Raw genomic sequence first — 16,974 nt, forward strand, 5'->3', positions numbered from 1 at the left:
TGGCGCCGACGGGCCGGCGACCGCACCCGGCCCTCTTCGTGGTGGACGAGGCCCAGTGGATGCAGCGGGTCGGTCAGCGCCGACGGGCCGGCGCCCGTTCCCTGACCCGCCCGGCCCGGCCGCACCCCCGGCGACCGCGACGGACGCCACCGCCCGACGCGCCGGCGCGGCCGTGGGGTCACCGCGCTAGCGGCTCGCCGCGGTCGTGCCCGAAGTGCGGGTCAGGGCCGCTGCCGCCGCGCCGACCAGGCCGGCGTCGGTGCCCATGCGGGCGGGTACGACGGTCAGCCGCCGCACGAAGGACAGGGTCGCGTAGTCGGTGAGGGCCTTGCGCAGCGGGGCGAACAGGACGTCGCCCGCCTTGCCGACCCCGCCGCCGATCACCGCGATGTCGATCTCGACCAGGGTCGCGGTGGCCGCGATCCCGGCGGCCAGCGCCCGCGCCGCCCGCTCGAAGGAGGCGACGGCGACCGGGTCGCCCGCGCGGGCCGCGGCGGCCACCGCGGCGGCCGAGGTGTCGCCGTCGGGGCCGGGGCGCCAGCCCCGCTCCAGCGCCCGGCGGGCGATGTTGGGGCCACTGGCGATGCGCTCCACACAGCCGCGCGCGCCGCACGGGCAGGGGTCGCCGTCGAGGTCGACGCTGATGTGGCCGATGTGCCCGGCGTTGCCGGTGGGCCCCGGGTGCAGCCGCCCGCCGAGGACCAGGCCGCCGCCGACGCCGGTGGAGACCACCATGCACAGCGCGTTGTCGTGACCCCGCGCGGCGCCCTGCCAGTGCTCGGCGGCGGTGATCGCGACTCCGTCGCCGATCAGCTCGACCGGCAGCCCCTCGGTGACCGTGCGCACCCGGTCGACCAGCGGGAAGTCTCGCCAGCCCGGCACGTTCACCGGGCTCACGGTGCCCGCCGAGGCGTCCACCGGGCCGGCGCTGCCGATGCCGACCGCGCCGGCCCGGTCCCACAGGGGCGAGGCGGACAGCTCGCCGAGCACCTCCGCCACGGCCCGCATGACCGTTTCGCCGTCCTGCCGGGCGGGCGTGGGGCGCTGGGCGCGGACCAGCAGGCGTCCGCCGCCGTCCACCAGCGCGCCGGCGATCTTGGTGCCGCCGATGTCCAGGGCCGCCACGAGGTCGGTGTGCATGAGAGTCAGATCTCCCCGTTGAAGCTTGAGTACCAAAGAGCGCAGGCCGGTCAAGCGGTGGGGGCGCAGGCCGGAGAAAGCGGTGGACAGTCTCTCTCGCAGCTGACAACGTTGTCCAGGCTCTATGCTCGACGCCACATCCTCATACAAGCCCACGGATGCCACACCCCCGTGGGCCGGAGAAAAAGACAGCCGGACAACAGACAGGACAGCGCACGTGCCCGAGACCACCCGCCGCGCAGACCGTCCCACCGGGAGCCGGTACGGCAACCGCCCCACGATGAAGGACGTGGCGGCCCGCGCCGGGGTCGGGCTGAAGACGGTCTCCCGCGTGGTCAACGGCGAGCCCGGGGTCACCCCGGACACCGAGCGCCGGGTGCAGGAGGCCATCGAGGCCCTCGGCTTCCGCCGGAACGACAGCGCGCGGGTGCTGCGCAAAGGGCGGACCGCGAGCATCGGGCTGATCCTGGAGGACCTCGCGGACCCCTTCTACGGCCCGCTCAGCCGCGCCGTCGAGGAGGTGGCCCGCGCCCACGGCGCGCTGCTGATCAACGGCTCCAGCGCCGAGGACCCCGAGCGCGAGCAGGAGCTGGCGCTGGCACTGTGCGCGCGCCGGGTGGACGGGCTGGTGGTGATCCCGGCCGGGGACGACCACCGGTATCTGGAGCCGGAGATCCGGGCCGGTGTGGCGACCGTGTTCGTGGACCGCCCAGCCGGCCGGATCGACGCCGACGTGGTCCTGTCCGACAACTACGGCGGTGCCCGCGACGGCGTCGCCCACCTCATCGCGCACGGCCACCGGCGGATCGGCTTCATCGGCGACATGCCCCGGATCCACACGGCCGCGGAGCGGCTGCGCGGCTACCGGGCGGCCATGGAGGACGCCGGGATATCCGTGGCGGAGCGCTGGATGTCCCTCGGCGCGACCGACCCGGAGCGGGTGCGCCGGGCGGCGGAGGAGATGCTGGCCGGCCCCGACCCGGTGACGGCGGTCTTCGCCGGCAACAACCGGGTGACGGTCACCGTCGTCCGGGTGCTGGCCGAGCGGGCGCGCCGGGTCGCGCTGGTCGGCTTCGACGACTTCGAGCTGGCCGATCTGCTCCAGCCGGGCGTCACGGTCGTCGCCCAGGACTCGGCGGCCCTCGGCCGCACGGCCGCCGAACGCCTCTTCCGCCAGCTGGACGGCACCCTGGTCGCCCCGGAGCGCATCCAACTGCCGACCCGCCTCATCACGCGCGGCTCGGGCGAACTGCCGCCGACGGACTGAACGGGGCGAGCGGGGCCGGCCCGCTCCGGGACCGCGCGCACGGCGAGGCCGGGCGGGATCGCGCCCCGGAGCGCCATGCGGCCGTGCCAGTGCTCACCGTCTCCAGGGCCGCGCGCACGGCGAGGCCGGGCAGGGTTGCCACGCCGTGGCCATGCGGCCGTGCCGGGCCCGCCGGCTACGGGGCCGCGCCGAGATCGCGCCGGCCTGCGCCGCATCCGTGCGGCCGGGCCGGGGGCGAAGCAGTCCCGGGGCGGCCGGGCCACGGGAGTACCGGCCGACCGGCACCGGGGACGTACCACGCCCAACACCGGCCGGAGCGGACGCGGACCCGCCGGGCCCCCGGCCGTGTCCGCCGCCGCCCTTGCCGACGGCGGACACGGTGACCAGGGCCGGCCCGGCGGGACCGCAGGGTGTCCGCTCGTCCGCCGGTGCGCGGGCTCGTACCGCCCGTATCAGCGGCCGCCTCGGTCTGCGGCCCCGCAGGCGCCGGAGGCCGAGGGGCCGGGGCTACTTCGCCGAGGCCGTCAGGTCGCCGCGGCGGGGGGACGCGAAGGATTCCAGGTCGGCGCGGGTGAGGCCGGTGAGGCGGGCCACCTCGGCGATGTCGAGGGCGCCGCAGTCCAGGCCGCGCAGCAGGTAGCCGCTGAGCGCCTTGGCGGTGGCGGGCTCGTCCATCACGTCGCCGCCGGCCCGGTTGGCGTAGCGGGCGAGGCGGGCCGCGGCCTGCTCGAAGCCCTCGCGGTAGAAGGCGAAGACGGCGGCGTAGCGGGTGGGGATGTGGCCCGGGTGCATGTCCCAGCCCTGGTAGTAGGCGCGGGACAGCGCCCGCCGGGTCAGGCCGTAGTGGAGGCGCCAGGCGTCGTGGACCTTCGCCGTCGGGCCGACGGGCAGGACGTTGGTGGAGCCGTCCGAGACGCGGACGCCGGTGCCGGCCGCGGCCACCTGCATGACCGCCTTGGCGTGGTCGGCGGCCGGGTGGTCGCTGGCCTGGTGGGCGGCGGAGACGCCGAGGCAGGCGCTGTAGTCGAAGGTGCCGTAGTGCAACCCGGTGGCGCGGCCCTCGGCGGCCTGGATCATGCGGGCGACCGTGGCGGTGCCGTCGGTGGCCAGGATGGACTGGCTGGTCTCGATCTGGATCTCGAAGCCCAGGCGCCCGGCGTCCAGGCCGTGCGCCTTCTCGAAGGCCTCCAGCAGCCGGGCGAAGGCGCTCACCTGCTCGGGGTAGGTCACCTTGGGCAGGGTGAGGACCAGGCCGTCGGGCAGGCCGCCGGCCTCCATCAGGCCGGTGAGGAAGACGTCGAGGGTGCGGATGCCCCGGTCCCGTACGGCGGCCTCCATGCACTTCATGCGGATGCCCATGTAGGGCGCGGCGGTGCCGTCCCGGTACGCCTCGGCGATCAGGCGGGCGGCGCGGGCGGCCGTCGCGTCCTCCTCCGCGTCGGGGCGGGGGCCGTAGCCGTCCTCGAAGTCGACGCGCAGGTCCTCGATGGGCTCGCGCTCCAGCTTGGCCCGCACGCGGGAGTAGACCGGCTCGGCCAGCTCGTCCGGCAGGCCGAGGACGGCCGCGAAGGAGGCGGCGTCCGGAGCGTGTTCGTCGAGCGCCGCGAGCGCCTGGTCGCCCCAGGAGCGGATGGTGCCGGCGGCGAAGGCGTCGCCGGGGACGTACACGGTGTGGACGGGCTGCCGGGTGCCCGGGTCCCCGGGGTAGCGGCGCTCCAGCTCCGCGTCGACCGGTGCGAGGGAAGCGCTGATCTCCTCGCTGACGGCGCCCGCGAGGCTCGTCGCCACCTTCTCCTGCTGACCCATCCCACACCCTCCAGCTTTCCGCTTCATGGAATCAACAATCCGTATAGCGAAGCTATCTGGCAACCTTCCCACTGGTCAACACCACATCGTGTGCACTCCACTCCGCGCTCTCGACACGGTCACCTCCCTCTGGCACCGTGCCGGAGCCCCACCCCTTCGACCGCAACCGCCCGCCGACGACGAGTCGCCCGGAAGCCGCAGCAGGAGGAGCACCCGTGCCGAGCCACAGCCGAGTCACGCGCCGCAGGGGACTGAAGGCCGCGCTGGCCGCCGCGATCCCCCTGTCCCTGTCCAGTACAGCACTGTCCGCCGGCCCCGCCGGGGCGGGCACGGACCACCGCGCCCCCTTGCGCGTGATGTCGTTCAACCTTCGCTACGCGAGCACCGCCGAGCCGAACAGCTGGGCCGCCCGCCGCCCCGTGACGCGCGCCCTGCTGCACCGCGAGCGCCCGCATGTCATCGGCACCCAGGAGGGCCTCTACCAGCAGGTGCGGGACATCGAGGCCGACCTCGGGACCGCGTACGACTGGATCGGCACCGGACGCGCGGGCGGCAGCCGCGACGAGTTCATGGCCGTCTTCTACGACACGCGCCGGCTCGCCCCCGAGGAGTACGACCACTTCTGGCTCTCCGACACACCGGACGTGATCGGCTCCAACACCTGGGGCGGCGGCTCCATCCGCATGGTGACCCGGGTCCGGTTCCGGGACCTGCTGACCGGTGGCCGGGAGTTCCACCTGCTGAACACCCACCTCGACAACCACAGCCAGTACGCACGCGCGCGTGCCGCCGCCCTGATCGCCCAGCGCATCGCCGGACTCGGCACCTCGCTCCCGCTCGTCGTCACCGGCGACTTCAACGTGGCCGCCCACAAGAACCCGGTCTACGACACGATGCTGGGCGCGGGCCTGGCCGACACCTGGGACACGGCGGCCGAGCGGAGCGAGCTGTACGGCACCTTCCACGGCTACCGGCCGCTGACGCCGGGCGGCGACCGCATCGACTGGATCCTGGCCTCCCCCGGTGTCACGGCGCACGAGGCCCGGATCAACACCTTCTCGGCGCACGGGCAGTACCCGAGCGACCACCTGCCGGTGCAGGCCACGCTGACGCTGGGATGAGGCGAGGCCCCCGGGACCGTCGGCACGGTCACGGGGGCCTCGTACAGCGGATGCGGGGATCAGCCCTTGCGGGCCTTGATCTCCTCGGTCAGCTGCGGCACGACGTCGAACAGGTCGCCGACCACGCCGTAGTCGGCCAGCTCGAAGATCGGGGCCTCCTCGTCCTTGTTGACGGCCACGATCGTCTTCGAGGTCTGCATGCCGGCGCGGTGCTGGATCGCGCCGGAGATGCCGTTGGCGATGTACAGCTGCGGCGACACGCTCTTGCCGGTCTGGCCGACCTGGTTGGTGTGCGGGTACCAGCCGGCGTCGACGGCGGCGCGCGAGGCGCCGACGGCCGCGCCCAGCTGGTCGGCGAGGGCCTCGATGATCGCGAAGTTCTCCGCGCCGTTGACACCGCGGCCACCGGAGACCACGATCGCGGCCTCGGTCAGGTCCGGGCGGCCCGTGGACTCACGCGGCGTACGGCCGGTGATCTTCGTGCCGGTCGCCTGGTCGGAGAAGGTCACCGACAGGGCCTCGACCGCGCCGGCGGCCGGGGCGGCCTCCACGGCGGCACTGTTCGGCTTGACGGTGATGACCGGGGTGCCCTTGACGACACGGGACTTGGTGGTGAAAGACGCGGCGAACACCGACTGGGTGGCCACCGGGCCCTCGTCGCCGGCCTCCAGGTCGACGGCGTCGGTGATGATGCCCGAGCCAATGCGCAGCGCCAGGCGGGCGGCGATCTCCTTGCCCTCGGCGGAGGACGGGACCAGCACGGCGGCCGGGGAGACGGCCTCGTAGGCGGCCTGGAGGGCGTCCACCTTCGGCACGACCAGGTACTCGGCGTACTCGGCGGCGTCGTGGGTGAGCACCTTGACCGCGCCGTGCTCGGCGAGCGTGGCGGCGGTGTCGGCGGCGCCGTTGCCCAGCGCGACGGCGACGGGCTCGCCGAGGCGGCGGGCCAGGGTCAGCAGCTCCAGGGTGGGCTTGCGGACGGCACCGTCCACGTGGTCGACGTAGACGAGGACTTCAGCCATGGGATTGCTCTCCTGCGTAACGAAGTTGAGGGGCGGTCAGCGGGCGGGCCCTTAGATGAACTTCTGGGCCGCGAGGAACTCAGCGAGCTGCTTGCCGCCCTCGCCCTCGTCCTTGACGATGGTGCCGGCCGTACGGGCCGGACGCTCGGTCGCGGACTCGACCTTGGTGAAGGCGCCGTCCAGGCCGACCTCCTCGGCCTCGATGTCGAGGTCGGACAGGTCCCAGGACTCCACCGGCTTCTTCTTGGCCGCCATGATGCCCTTGAAGGAGGGGTAGCGGGCCTCGCCGGACTGGTCGGTCACGGAGACGACGGCCGGGAGCTGCGCCTGGAGCTGCTCGGAGGCGGCGTCGCCGTCGCGGCGGCCGGTGACCGTGCCGTCCTCGACGGAGACCTCGGACAGCAGGGTGACCTGCGGGACGCCCAGGCGCTCGGCGACCAGCGCCGGGACGATGCCCATGGTGCCGTCGGTGGAGGCCATGCCGGAGATGACCAGGTCGTAACCGGCCTTCTCGACGGCCTTGGCCAGCACCAGGGAGGTGCCGATGGCGTCGGTGCCGTGCAGGTCGTCGTCCTCGACGTGGATGGCCTTGTCCGCACCCATGGACAGGGCCTTGCGGAGCGCGTCCTTGGCGTCCTCGGGGCCCACCGTCAGCACGGTGACCTCGGCGTCGTCCGCGTCCTCCTTGATCTGGAGGGCCTGCTCGACCGCGTACTCGTCCAGTTCGGAGAGCAGACCGTCCACGTCGTCGCGGTCGACGGTCAGGTCATCGGCGAAGTGCCGGTCGCCAGTGGCGTCGGGCACGTACTTCACAGTGACAACGATCCTCAAGCTCACGCCGGCTCTCCTACTGCATCGTCATTTCGGGCTGCCTCTTGCAGGCAGCATAGGCGCCTCAAGCGGCCGATCCCGGTCGGGGCGTCCGCGCGCTCCGAACGAGATATTACTCGTCAGTACACCCAGTTCATGCCCGCTAAGCAAGCGCTTTGAACTGTGACCTTCGCAACGCAGCGTAACCGGAACCCGACGAGCGCGCAGCGGAGTCCGGCGTGATCAATCCCGCAGGGCGTTGAAGCGTCCCTGGTGATAGAGGAGCGGGCGGCCGTCGCCCGAGGGATCGCCGCGCACGACCTCGGCGAGCACGATCCGGTGGTCGCCGGCCGGGACCCGCCCGACGATCCGGCACACCAGCCAGGCCAGCACGTCGTCCAGCAGCGGCACCCCCTCCGGCCCCTCCCGCCAGGCGGTGGGCGCGCCGAAGCGGTCGGCGCCGCTGCGGGCGAAGGTGGCGGCCAGGTCGCTCTGGTGCTCGGCGAGTATGTGCACGCCGACGTGGTCCGTCTCGGCGATCGCGGGCCAGCTGGAGGCGCCCGTGCCGATGCCGAAGGAGACGAGCGGGGGTTCGGCGGAGACGGAGGTGAGGGAGGTCGCGGTGAAGCCCACCGGGCCGGAGGCACCGCGCGCGGTGATCACCGCCACACCGGCGGCGTGCCGGCGGAAGGCGGAGCGCAGCAGGTCCGGGGAGGCGGTCCGGGGGGTGCCGAGTTCGGGAGTGGCCGTCATGGAATCGTCCTTCTGCCGGGGGTCACGAGCGGGTCCGCGGGTGCTCAACGGCCCGGACACCCCGCGCTCGCGGTGCGGGCCAGGTCGATGTGGACCCGCCCGTGGAGAAGGAGTTCGGTCGGCATGCGGTCAGGTTGGCGACCGGCGGGGCGTACCGTCAAGCGGCTTCCGCGATCCGGAAGACGGCGCACCACGTGCCGATCCCCGCTCATACCGCTTCTCCCAGGGCCGCTATGACGTCCGCCTTGCGGGGCTGTCCGGTGGCGCGCCGCACCACCCGTCCGCCGGCGTCCAGGACCAGGACCGTGGGCGTCTTGGCGATATCCAGCGCCCGTACGAGGTCCAGGTGGGCCTCCGCGTCGATCTCGACGTGGGTCACACCCGGGACCAGCCCGGCGATCTCGCCGAGGACCCGCCGGGTGGCCCGGCAGGGCGCGCAGAAGGCGCTGGAGAACTGCACCAGCGTGGCCCGCTCCCCCAGCGCCGCGCCGAGTTCGGCAGCACCGATGCGCCTGCCGTCGTCGCGCCCGCCCACCCGCACTCTCCCGTTCCGCCGCCGGCGCGGCTCGTCGCGGCGGGCACGTCAGAGGCGCACCGCCGGTCCGGTCGTCATCAGCACAACCCGTCCCGGGGCCGCGAAGATTCCCGGCGGCACCCCCGGGGACGGTAAAGGGGGTCTAAAGATCCGAGGTGGGATGTAGGCCGACGTGACGAGGATCTCGCGTTAGGGGGGCACCAGAACTGGCCACCCGTACGTTCTTCGGGCACGATCTGCGAGACGCCGTAAACCTACGGCTGCGTAACCTTCCCGCCGGGAGCCCCCTTTCCCGAGCAGAGCAGAAAGGGCACACCCCGCCCATGGCAGAGCTGGTCTACCGTCCCGTCATCGGTATCGCCAAGACGGCGTTCAAGGTCTGGGATCTGAAGATCGACTGCCGGGGGTCGGAGAACATCCCGCGCTCGGGCGGCGCCGTGCTGGTGAGCAATCACATCAGCTATCTGGACTTCATCTTCAACGGCCTGGCCGCCCTGCCGCAGAAGCGGCTGGTGCGCTTCATGGCGAAGGACTCCGTCTTCCGGCACCGGATCTCCGGGCCCCTCATGCGCGGCATGAAGCACATCCCGGTGGACCGCGGACAGGGCGAGAAGGCGTACGCGCACGCGCTGGACGCGCTGCGCTCCGGCGAGGTCATCGGGCTGTTCCCGGAGGCGACGATCTCGCAGTCCTTCACACTGAAGAGCTTCAAGTCGGGCGCGGCCCGGCTGGCCCAGGAGGCGGGCGTGCCGCTGGTCCCGATGGCGGTGTGGGGCACGCAGCGACTGTGGACGAAGGGGCAGCCGCGCAACTTCAAGCGCAGCCACCTGCCCGTCACCGTCCGGGTCGGCGAGGCGGTGGAGGCCCCCCGCGACCAGTACGCCGGCGCCATCACCCGCCGGCTGCGCGAACGCGTCCAGGAACTGCTGGAGGCCGCCCAGCGCGCCTATCCGGGCCGGCCCAAGGGCCCGGAGGACTCCTGGTGGCTGCCCGCGCACCTCGGCGGTACGGCGCCCACGGCGGAGCAGTTGCGGACGGTCCAGGCGTAACGCCCGCGGCGCCCGGCCGTTTTCCGGGCCTCGGGTACATTCGGCCCGGCTGTGCGGTCCACCCGGCGTCCAGGTGCGGCCGCCTCCCGGGTGCGGGTCGTCCGTGGCCGGTCGCGCAGTTCCCCGCGCCCCTGCGGGACGCCACGGAGTATCAGAGAGCCGCCGGGAGGGTCTTCCACAGGGCCGGGCGGTCGGGGGCCGTTCGCAGGGCGGTGAGGACCGCCGGGTGCGGGGTGGCGTACAGGCCCGGGTAGTCCGTCTCTCCGGCCGCGGGGTCCGGGGTCCAGGCCAGCCGTTCGCCGGTCAGGGAGAACCGCGCGTCCACGCCCGGCTTGTTGCCGCGGGGGTCCTGCCGGTGCCAGGCGCCGTGGAAGCGTACGGCGACCAGGCCGTGGAGCAGATGGCCGCCCGCGTCGTCGGCCAGGCGCTGGTAGCACAGGGCGGTCGGGATGTCCTCGGCCCGCAGCAGGGCGGCCAGGGCGTGGGACTTGGCGTGACAGATGCCGGTGCCCTGGGCCAGTACGTCGGAGGCGCGCCAGGTGACGCGCGGGTCGCCGGAGTCCTGGGAGTGCGGGATGGTGTCGCGTACGAACTCATACGCGGCCCGCGCATATTCATACGAGTCGGCGGCGTCGGCGGCGAGGCGGGCGGCGGTCTTGCGGACCAGCGGGTGATGGTGGTCGATGACCTCGTCCGCGGCGAGGTACGCGGACAGGTCGGCCGTGTTCTGGATCAGCTCCATGCCCGCAGAGCATAGGAACGCGATCACCCGAGCGTCAATGACTTTTCGGGCGATCGCATAACTATGCAGCACTGGCGGGTTAGCGGGCCATCTCCTCCTTCAGGGCGGCCACGAACGTGTCGACATCGTCCTCCGTGGTGTCGAAGGAGCACATCCAGCGCACCACTCCGGCGGCCTCGTCCCAGAAGTAGAACCGGAACCGCTTCTGCAGCCGCTCGCTCACGTCGTGCGGGAGCCTGGCGAAGACACCGTTGGCCTGCACCGGGTAGAGGATCTCCACCCCGTGCACCGCGCGCACGCCCTCGGCGAGCCGCTGGGCCATCTCGTTGGCGTGCCGGGCGTTGCGCAGCCACAGGTCCTTGGCGAGCAGTGCCTCCAACTGCACCGAGACGAACCGCATCTTGGAGGCCAGCTGCATGGACATCTTCCGCAGGTGCTTCATCTGGCGCACCGCGTCCTGGTTGATGACGACGACGGCCTCGCCGAACAGCGCGCCGTTCTTCGTCCCGCCCAGCGAGAGGATGTCCACGCCGACCGCGTTGGTGAACGTGCGCATGGGCACGTCCAGGGAGGCGGCGGCGTTGGCTATCCGGGAGCCGTCCAGGTGCACCTTCAGGCCGTGCGCGTGGGCGTGCTCGCAGATCGCGCGGATCTCCTCGGGCGTGTAGAGGGTGCCCAGTTCGGTGGACTGGGTGATCGACACGACCTGCGGCATGGCCCGGTGCTCGTCCTCGAAGCCCCAGGCCTGCCGGTCGATCAGCTCCGGGGTGAGCTTGCCGTCGGGCGTGGGCACGGTGAGCAGCTTCAGCCCGCCCATGCGCTCGGGAGCGCCGCCCTCGTCGACGTTGATGTGCGCGCTCTCGGCGCAGATCACCGCGCCCCAGCGGTCGGTGACCGCCTGGAGCGCGACCACGTTGGCGCCGGTGCCGTTGAACACCGGGAAGGCCTCCGCGGTGGCGCCGAAGTGGCCGCGCACGACCCGCTGGAGGTGCTCGGTGTAGTCGTCCTCGCCGTACGCCACCTGGTGGCCGCCGTTGGCCAGGGCCAGGGCGGCCAGCACCTCGGGATGGGCTCCGGCGTAGTTGTCACTGGCGAAACCGCGGACCTGCGGGTCGTGATGGCGACGCGCGTCGGTCTTGGGTGGGTTCACGGCTTCTCGGTCAGCCACAGACGGTTTCCGTTCACTTCTGCGGCGGGCTTGCTCCAGACGCCCTCGATGGCCTCGGCCAGGTCCTTGACGTCCGTGAAACCCGCGAACTTCGCGTTGGGGCGTTCGGCGCGCATCGCGTCGTGCACCAGCGCCTTCACCACCAGGATGGCAGCCGCCGAACGCGGGCCCTGCTCGCCCCCGGCCTTGCGGAAGCCGTCGGCCATGGCGAGCGTCCATGCCTCGGCGGCGGCCTTGGCCGCGGAGTACGCCGCGTTGCCCGCCGTCGGCTTGGTGGCGCCGGCCGCGCTGATGAGCAGGTACCGGCCGCGGTCGCTGCGCTGGAGGGCGTCGAAGAAGGCGAGGGAGGTGTGCTGGACGGTGCGCACGAGCAGCTTCTCCAGCAGCTCCCAGTCGGCGAGGTCGGTGCCGGCGAAGGTGGCGCTGCCGCGCCAGCCGCCGACGAGGTGGACCAGGCCGTCGATCCGGCCGTGGTCCTTCTCGATGCGCCCGGCCCACGCCTGGGTGTCCGCCAGGTCGAGCAGGTCGACGGTCTCGCCGGTGACGGTGGCGCCGCCGCGGGCGTAACGCGCCGCGTCGACGGCCTCCGCGAGGCGTTCGGGGTTGTTGTCGGCACCCACGACGACCGCGCCCGCCTCGGCGAGCCGGACCAGCGCCGCGTGCCCGGCGGGGCCGCCCGCGCCGGCCACCGCGATCACCGCACCACTGAGAGACCCGTTGTTCGCCACGTTCTTCCCCTCTTGAACAGTGTTGTGGACGCGGTCGCTCACGCGGCGATCCGCTCGGCGCCGTCCGCCGTGATGCCCTTGGTGGAGGCGATCACATTCTTCAGCTTCTTCGCCAGCGCCTCATAGAACATGCTCAGCGGAAACTCGTCCGGCAGCACGTCGTCCACCAGCTTGCGCGGCGGCTGGGTCAGGTCCAGGGCGTCCGGGCCCTTGGCCCACTTGGAGCCGGGGTGCGGGGCGAGGTAGGCGGAGACCAGTTCGTAGCCGGCGAACCAGTGCACCAGCTTGGGGCGGTCGATGCCGTCCCGGTAGAGCTTCTCGATCTCGGCGCACAGCTGGTTGGTGACCTGCGGGGCGCGCTCCCAGTCGATGGAGAGCTTGTTGTCGGTCCACCGGACGACATCGTGCTTGTGCAGGTAGGCGAAGAGCAGCTGGCCGCCGAGGCCGTCGTAGTTGCGGTTGCGGTCACCGGTGACGGGGAAGCGGAACATACGGTCGAAGAGCACCGCGTACTGCACGTCACGGGCCTGCGGGACGCCGTCCGCCTGGAGCTTCACGGCCTCCTTGAAGGCGGTGAGGTCGCAGCGCAGCTCCTCCAGGCCGTACATCCAGAACGGCTGGCGCTGCTTGATCATGAACGGGTCGAACGGCAGGTCGCCGTGGCTGTGGGTGCGGTCGTGGATCATGTCCCAGAGCACGAAGGCCTCTTCGCAGCGCTTCTGGTCGTGCACCATGGCGGCGATGTCCTCGGGCAGCTCCAGGCCCAGGATGTCCACGGCGGCGTCGGTGACACGGCGGAACCGGGCGGCCTCGCGGTCACAGAAGATGCCACCCCAGGAGAAACGTTCCGGCGCCTCCCGGACGGCGATGGTCTCCGGGAAGAGGACGGCGGAGTTGGTGTCGTAGCCCGAGGTGAAGTCCTCGAAGGTGATGCCGCAGAAGAGCGGGTTGTCGTACCGGGTGCGCTCCAGCTCGGCCAGCCAGTCCGGCCAGACCATGCGCAGCACGACCGCCTCCAGATTGCGGTCCGGGTTGCCGTTCTGGGTGTACATCGGGAAGACGACCAGGTGCTGGAGGCCGTCCGCGCGGTGGGCGGCGGGCTGGAAGGCCAGCAGCGAGTCCAGGAAGTCCGGGACCTCGAAGCCGCCCTCGGCCCAGCGGCGCAGGTCCTTGACGAGAGCCTGGTGGTAGGCGGCGTCGTGCGGGACCAGCGGGGAGAGCTCTCCGACCGCGTCGGCGACGCGCTCGACGGCCGCCACGGCGTCGGCCCGGCGCGGCGCGCCCTCGGCGGCGAAGTCGATCGACCCGTCCTTCGACTGCCATGGCCGGATCCGCTCCACGGCATCCTTGAGCACGGCCCAGGCCGGGTGCTCGACCACCCTGGTCGGCGAAGGAATCCGCTCCTCCGCGCCTGCCTGCACAAGAATTTCCGTCATGACCCATCCTCCACGGGAGAACCTCGCGTATGGATACCGTATGCGCACCCCGTTTCACTCAGCAAGAGCAGGGGCCGGAAATTATTCTGTCCACTCCCTTGGTCACCGATGTTTTTCCTGCCGTAAACCGTGACGGCGCTCACTTTCGCCAACGGCGCACGCTCCCCGGCGCGACGGCGCAGCCGGTGGTCAAGGGTGCGGGGGACGCGCCCACCGGAGGGTGACGGCCAAGGCGGATACCGGCCAACTGCCGCCTGTTCCGGCTCCCGAATGCCCGGCGCAGCCGCGGGTCCATCGCACGGCCCGGCCATTAGGCTGCGGCCTTGCCGCGTGGACGACGACGTCCGGCACGGGTCCGTCGGTCCGCGCGTCGCCGAGCCGCCGTCGACGGAAGCGAGTTGAACCTTGAACTTCCTTACCATCGGTCATCGCGGGGTCATGGGCGTCGAGCCCGAGAACACCCTCCGTTCCTTCGTCGCCGCGCAGCGGGCCGGCCTGGACCTGATCGAACTCGATCTGCACCTGAGCAAGGACGGCGCCCTGGTCGTCATGCACGACGCGGAGGTGGACCGCACCACCGACGGCTCCGGGCCGATCGCCGAGAAGACCCTCGCGGAGCTGCGCGCCCTGGACGCGGGCCGCGGGGAGCGGGTGCCGGTGTTCGAGGAGGTGCTGGAGGCGGTGCGCGCGCCGTTGCAGGCGGAGATCAAGGACGTGGCGGCGGCCCGGGCGCTGGCCGAGGTGATGCGCGCGCGGGACCTGACCGCGCGGGTGGAGGTGTCCTCGTTCCACGACGAGGCGATCACCGAGATCGCGCGGCTGGTGCCGGGGGTGCGTACGGCGCTGGTCGCGAGCCGCTACGGCACCGAGGTGGTGGACCGGGCCGTCGCCGCGGGCGCCGCGACCGTGTGCCTGAACATCCGCCGGCTCACCCTGGAGATCGTCGAGCACGCGCGCGCGTCCGGGCTGCGGATCCTCGGCTGGGTGGTCAACACCCAGGAGCACCTGCGCCTGGTCCGCGCCCTGGAACTGGACGGGGCGACGACCGACTACCCGGAGATCAAGCGCACGGGCCGGTTCACGGCGTAGCCGCCGGCGGCCGGGCCGCGAACCGGCGGTCGCGCCTCACCCGAGCTTCTTGACCAGCAGCTCGAACTCCAGGTCGGCGCGGAGCGGGATGCCGAAGCGCTCGTCGCCGTACGGGAACGGGGACGTCCGTCCCGTACGGCGGTAGCCGCGGCGTTCGTACCAGGCGATCAGGTCCTCGCGCACGGAGATCACCGTCATGTGCATCTCGCCGACGCCCCACGCCTGCCGGCACCGGCGCTCGGCCTCCGCCAGGACGGCCTTGCCGACGCCCCCGCCCTGCAGGGCGGGGCTCACCGCGAACATGCCGAAGTAGGCGTGGTCGCCGCGGTGTTCCAGCTGGCAGCAGGCGACGATCCGGCCGTCCAGCTCCACGGTGAGCAGTCGGCTGTCGGGCGACTTGATCACCTCCAGCACACCCTCGGGGTCGGTCCGCTGCCCGTCGAGGAGGTCCGCCTCGGTGGTCCACCCGGCCCGGCTGCTGTCCCCCCGGTACGCCGACTCCACGAGCGCGACGAGGGCGTCCACGTCGGCGTCGGTGGCGTCGCGGAAGGTGAGTCCGGTGGCGGGGGTGTCCATGGCGGTGGTCTCCGATCTCGGGCGTGGCCGGGGCACGGAAGAGGGTAACCCTGCTGCATGGTGCATGTACTCAGCAGCCGGACCCTGCTCCGGCCCTCCGACCCCGAACGCTCCCGCGCCTTCTACGGCGAGCAGCTCGGACTGTCCGTCTACCGCGAGTTCGGGACCGGCCCCGAGCGCGGCACGGTCTACTTCCTCGGCGGAGGTTTCCTTGAGCTGTCCGGCCGGTCCGACGACCCGCCCTCGCCCGCGGTACGGCTGTGGTTGCAGGTCGAGGACGCGACGGCCGCGTGCGAGGAGCTGCGGGCGCGGGGCGTGGAGATCGTACGGCCCCCGGTGAAGGAGCCCTGGGGCCTGGTCGAGATGTGGATCAACGATCCGGACGGCACGCCGATCGTCCTGGTGGAGATCCCGGCGGACCATCCCCTGCGGTACCGGCCCGGGATCTGAGGTCCGCCCCGCGAACGTGCCCGGGGGACGGCGGCGTCCGTCACCGGGCACGTTCGCGGGGACTCACCGGGCATGTTCGCGGGCCCCGGGCCGTGCGTCGGGCGGGCCGGCGGATGGTTGACTTCGAGAGCGCTCCAGCTCCTAGCGTCGCTCGCACCGACTGCGAGATCGCCCGCACCACCTGTGAGGTCGCTCGCACCACCCGTGAGGAGGGAGACACACATGCGGTACACGCTGTTCGGGCGGACCGGGCTGCGCGTCAGCGAACTGGCGCTGGGGACCATGACCTTCGGGGAGGACTGGGGATGGGGTGCCGACAAGGACACCAGCGCCCGGATCCTCGACGCCTACGCCGACGCGGGCGGCAACTTCGTGGACACCGCGAACAACTACACCTCCGGCAGCGCCGAGCGCATCCTCGGCGAGCTGCTCGCCGGGCGCCGCGACCGGTTCGTGCTGGCGAGCAAGTACACCTGCGGCACCCGCGACGGTGACCCCAACGCGGCGGGCAACCACCGCGGGAACCTCGTCCGGTCGGTCGAGGACAGCCTGCGCCGGCTGCGCACCGACCGGCTCGACGTGCTGTGGGTGCACGCCCGGGACAACTTCACGCCGGTGGAGGAGGTGATGCGCGCCCTGGACGACGTGGTCCGCGCGGGCAAGGTGCTCTACGTGGGCGTCTCGGACTGGCCGGCCTGGGAGATCGCGCAGGCCAACACCCTGGCCGAGCTGCGCGGCTGGACGTGCTTCGCGGGCTCGCAGCTGCGCTACAGCCTGCTGGAGCGCACCCCGGAGCGTGAACTGCTGCCGCAGGCCCGGGCTTTCGACCTCGCCGTGTTCGCCTGGGCGCCGCTGGCGGCGGGCCGGCTCACCGGGAAGTACCGGCGCGGCGGGACCGGGCGGCTGGACACCCTGGACGTGCGGCCCGAGGCGTGGGAGCAGGACGTCGTCGACGCGGTCGTGGAGATCGCCGAGGCGGGCGGCTGGAGCCCTGCTCAGGTGGCCCTGGCCTGGCTGCTGGGCCGGCCCGGGAACGTCGTGCCGATCGTGTCGGCCACCCGGCCGGAGCAGCTCGCGGACAACCTGGCGTGCACCGGGGTCCGGCTCGACGCGGACGCGCGCGCCCGCCTGGACGAGGTGAGCGCGGTCCCGCTGGGCTTCCCGCACGACTTCCTGCGGGAGGCGCCCGTCACCCGCAATGTGTACGGCGACCGCTGGCCGGACATCGTCGACCGCCGCTCCACGTACCGCCGTACCGTGCACGACGTCCTGTGACCGTCCG

The 16,974-nt window shown here is 72.5% G+C and carries 17 protein-coding genes; 6 read left to right on the forward strand and 11 right to left on the reverse strand.

The annotated features are described in order from the left end of the window. Positions 1–186: 186 nt before the first annotated feature. Entirely contained in the window at positions 187–1,140 is a 954-nt protein-coding gene (locus Srubr_RS02965) for an ROK family protein (protein WP_189993379.1), read from the reverse strand. Between the two features lie 217 nt (positions 1,141–1,357). On the opposite strand from Srubr_RS02965, the gene Srubr_RS02970 reads away from it, so the two are divergent. Further along, positions 1,358–2,407 carry a LacI family DNA-binding transcriptional regulator gene (locus Srubr_RS02970; protein WP_189993381.1) on the forward strand — a complete coding sequence of 350 codons (1,050 nt, stop codon included), beginning with the start codon at positions 1,358–1,360 and terminating at the stop codon, positions 2,405–2,407. A 507-nt stretch (positions 2,408–2,914) separates the two neighbouring features. On the opposite strand, the gene Srubr_RS02975 is transcribed toward Srubr_RS02970, so the two are convergent. Continuing rightward, complete coding sequence (locus Srubr_RS02975; protein ID WP_189993383.1) at positions 2,915–4,213, reverse strand: DUF6986 family protein; 1,299 nt, start codon at positions 4,211–4,213, stop codon at positions 2,915–2,917. A gap of 215 nt (positions 4,214–4,428) precedes the next feature. On the opposite strand from Srubr_RS02975, the gene Srubr_RS02980 reads away from it, so the two are divergent. Next, positions 4,429–5,334: an endonuclease/exonuclease/phosphatase family protein gene (locus Srubr_RS02980; RefSeq protein ID WP_189993385.1), complete on the forward strand. Its 906-nt coding sequence runs from the start codon at positions 4,429–4,431 to the stop codon at positions 5,332–5,334. Positions 5,335–5,393: 59 nt separating this feature from the next. On the opposite strand, the gene Srubr_RS02985 is transcribed toward Srubr_RS02980, so the two are convergent. The 4 genes from Srubr_RS02985 to Srubr_RS03000 form a co-directional block, all read right to left on the reverse strand. After that, positions 5,394–6,356, reverse strand: a complete 963-nt coding sequence (locus tag Srubr_RS02985) for an electron transfer flavoprotein subunit alpha/FixB family protein (protein WP_189993386.1) — start codon at positions 6,354–6,356, stop codon at positions 5,394–5,396. A gap of 51 nt (positions 6,357–6,407) precedes the next feature. Then, positions 6,408–7,193 (reverse strand): electron transfer flavoprotein subunit beta/FixA family protein, encoded by a 786-nt coding sequence (locus Srubr_RS02990; protein WP_189993388.1) that lies wholly within the window; start codon positions 7,191–7,193, stop codon positions 6,408–6,410. Between the two features lie 216 nt (positions 7,194–7,409). Continuing rightward, a complete protein-coding gene (locus Srubr_RS02995; protein ID WP_189993390.1) occupies positions 7,410–7,919 on the reverse strand; it encodes a flavin reductase family protein in 510 nt (169 codons plus the stop codon). 208 nt (positions 7,920–8,127) lie between these two features. After that, a complete protein-coding gene (locus tag Srubr_RS03000; RefSeq protein ID WP_189993391.1) occupies positions 8,128–8,460 on the reverse strand; it encodes a thioredoxin family protein in 333 nt (110 codons plus the stop codon). Between the two features lie 317 nt (positions 8,461–8,777). Here Srubr_RS03000 and Srubr_RS03005 point away from each other — a divergent pair, with 317 nt between their 5' ends. After that, positions 8,778–9,503, forward strand: coding sequence for a lysophospholipid acyltransferase family protein (locus Srubr_RS03005; protein ID WP_189993393.1), 726 nt, complete (start codon positions 8,778–8,780; stop codon positions 9,501–9,503). Positions 9,504–9,654: 151 nt separating this feature from the next. On the opposite strand, the gene Srubr_RS03010 is transcribed toward Srubr_RS03005, so the two are convergent. The 4 genes from Srubr_RS03010 to Srubr_RS03025 all read right to left on the reverse strand — a co-directional run bounded on the left by Srubr_RS03010 (position 9,655) and on the right by Srubr_RS03025 (position 13,577). Then, on the reverse strand, positions 9,655–10,245 hold the full coding sequence (locus Srubr_RS03010; RefSeq protein WP_189993395.1) for a transglutaminase-like domain-containing protein: 591 nt from the start codon (positions 10,243–10,245) through the stop codon (positions 9,655–9,657). 79 nt (positions 10,246–10,324) lie between these two features. Further along, positions 10,325–11,395: a threonine aldolase family protein gene (locus tag Srubr_RS03015; protein ID WP_189993397.1), complete on the reverse strand. Its 1,071-nt coding sequence runs from the start codon at positions 11,393–11,395 to the stop codon at positions 10,325–10,327. Beyond that, a complete protein-coding gene (locus Srubr_RS03020) occupies positions 11,392–12,183 on the reverse strand; it encodes an SDR family NAD(P)-dependent oxidoreductase (protein WP_189993399.1) in 792 nt (263 codons plus the stop codon). Before Srubr_RS03020 ends, Srubr_RS03015 begins: the two co-directional genes overlap by 4 nt. After that, positions 12,180–13,577, reverse strand: a complete 1,398-nt coding sequence (locus tag Srubr_RS03025; protein WP_189993401.1) for a DUF6421 family protein — start codon at positions 13,575–13,577, stop codon at positions 12,180–12,182. Before Srubr_RS03025 ends, Srubr_RS03020 begins: the two co-directional genes overlap by 4 nt. Before the next feature lie 405 nt (positions 13,578–13,982). Here Srubr_RS03025 and Srubr_RS03030 point away from each other — a divergent pair, with 405 nt between their 5' ends. Beyond that, entirely contained in the window at positions 13,983–14,666 is a 684-nt protein-coding gene (locus Srubr_RS03030) for a glycerophosphodiester phosphodiesterase (protein ID WP_030604187.1), read from the forward strand. A 36-nt stretch (positions 14,667–14,702) separates the two neighbouring features. Here Srubr_RS03030 and Srubr_RS03035 read toward each other — a convergent pair whose 3' ends face one another. Next, positions 14,703–15,242, reverse strand: a complete 540-nt coding sequence (locus Srubr_RS03035; protein ID WP_189993403.1) for a GNAT family N-acetyltransferase — start codon at positions 15,240–15,242, stop codon at positions 14,703–14,705. A 57-nt stretch (positions 15,243–15,299) separates the two neighbouring features. Between Srubr_RS03035 and Srubr_RS03040 the strand changes: the two genes are divergently transcribed. Further along, a complete protein-coding gene (locus Srubr_RS03040) occupies positions 15,300–15,692 on the forward strand; it encodes a VOC family protein (protein ID WP_030775439.1) in 393 nt (130 codons plus the stop codon). A 222-nt stretch (positions 15,693–15,914) separates the two neighbouring features. Beyond that, positions 15,915–16,967, forward strand: a complete 1,053-nt coding sequence (locus tag Srubr_RS03045; protein ID WP_189993405.1) for an aldo/keto reductase — start codon at positions 15,915–15,917, stop codon at positions 16,965–16,967. The last annotated feature ends 7 nt before the right edge of the window (positions 16,968–16,974 follow it).

The organism is Streptomyces rubradiris, assembly GCF_016860525.1.
Lineage (GTDB): Bacteria > Actinomycetota > Actinomycetes > Streptomycetales > Streptomycetaceae > Streptomyces > Streptomyces rubradiris.

Coding starts and splice junctions, on each gene's coding strand:
- Srubr_RS02965 (WP_189993379.1), bottom strand. CDS start 1,140: ATGCACACCGACCTCGTGGCGGCCCTGGACATCGGCGGCACCAAGATC.
- Srubr_RS02975 (WP_189993383.1), bottom strand. CDS start 4,213: ATGGGTCAGCAGGAGAAGGTGGCGACGAGCCTCGCGGGCGCCGTCAGC.
- Srubr_RS02985 (WP_189993386.1), bottom strand. CDS start 6,356: ATGGCTGAAGTCCTCGTCTACGTCGACCACGTGGACGGTGCCGTCCGC.
- Srubr_RS02995 (WP_189993390.1), bottom strand. CDS start 7,919: ATGACGGCCACTCCCGAACTCGGCACCCCCCGGACCGCCTCCCCGGAC.
- Srubr_RS03005 (WP_189993393.1), top strand. CDS start 8,778: ATGGCAGAGCTGGTCTACCGTCCCGTCATCGGTATCGCCAAGACGGCG.
- Srubr_RS03010 (WP_189993395.1), bottom strand. CDS start 10,245: ATGGAGCTGATCCAGAACACGGCCGACCTGTCCGCGTACCTCGCCGCG.
- Srubr_RS03025 (WP_189993401.1), bottom strand. CDS start 13,577: ATGACGGAAATTCTTGTGCAGGCAGGCGCGGAGGAGCGGATTCCTTCG.
- Srubr_RS03035 (WP_189993403.1), bottom strand. CDS start 15,242: ATGGACACCCCCGCCACCGGACTCACCTTCCGCGACGCCACCGACGCC.
- Srubr_RS03040 (WP_030775439.1), top strand. CDS start 15,300: ATGGTGCATGTACTCAGCAGCCGGACCCTGCTCCGGCCCTCCGACCCC.
- Srubr_RS03045 (WP_189993405.1), top strand. CDS start 15,915: ATGCGGTACACGCTGTTCGGGCGGACCGGGCTGCGCGTCAGCGAACTG.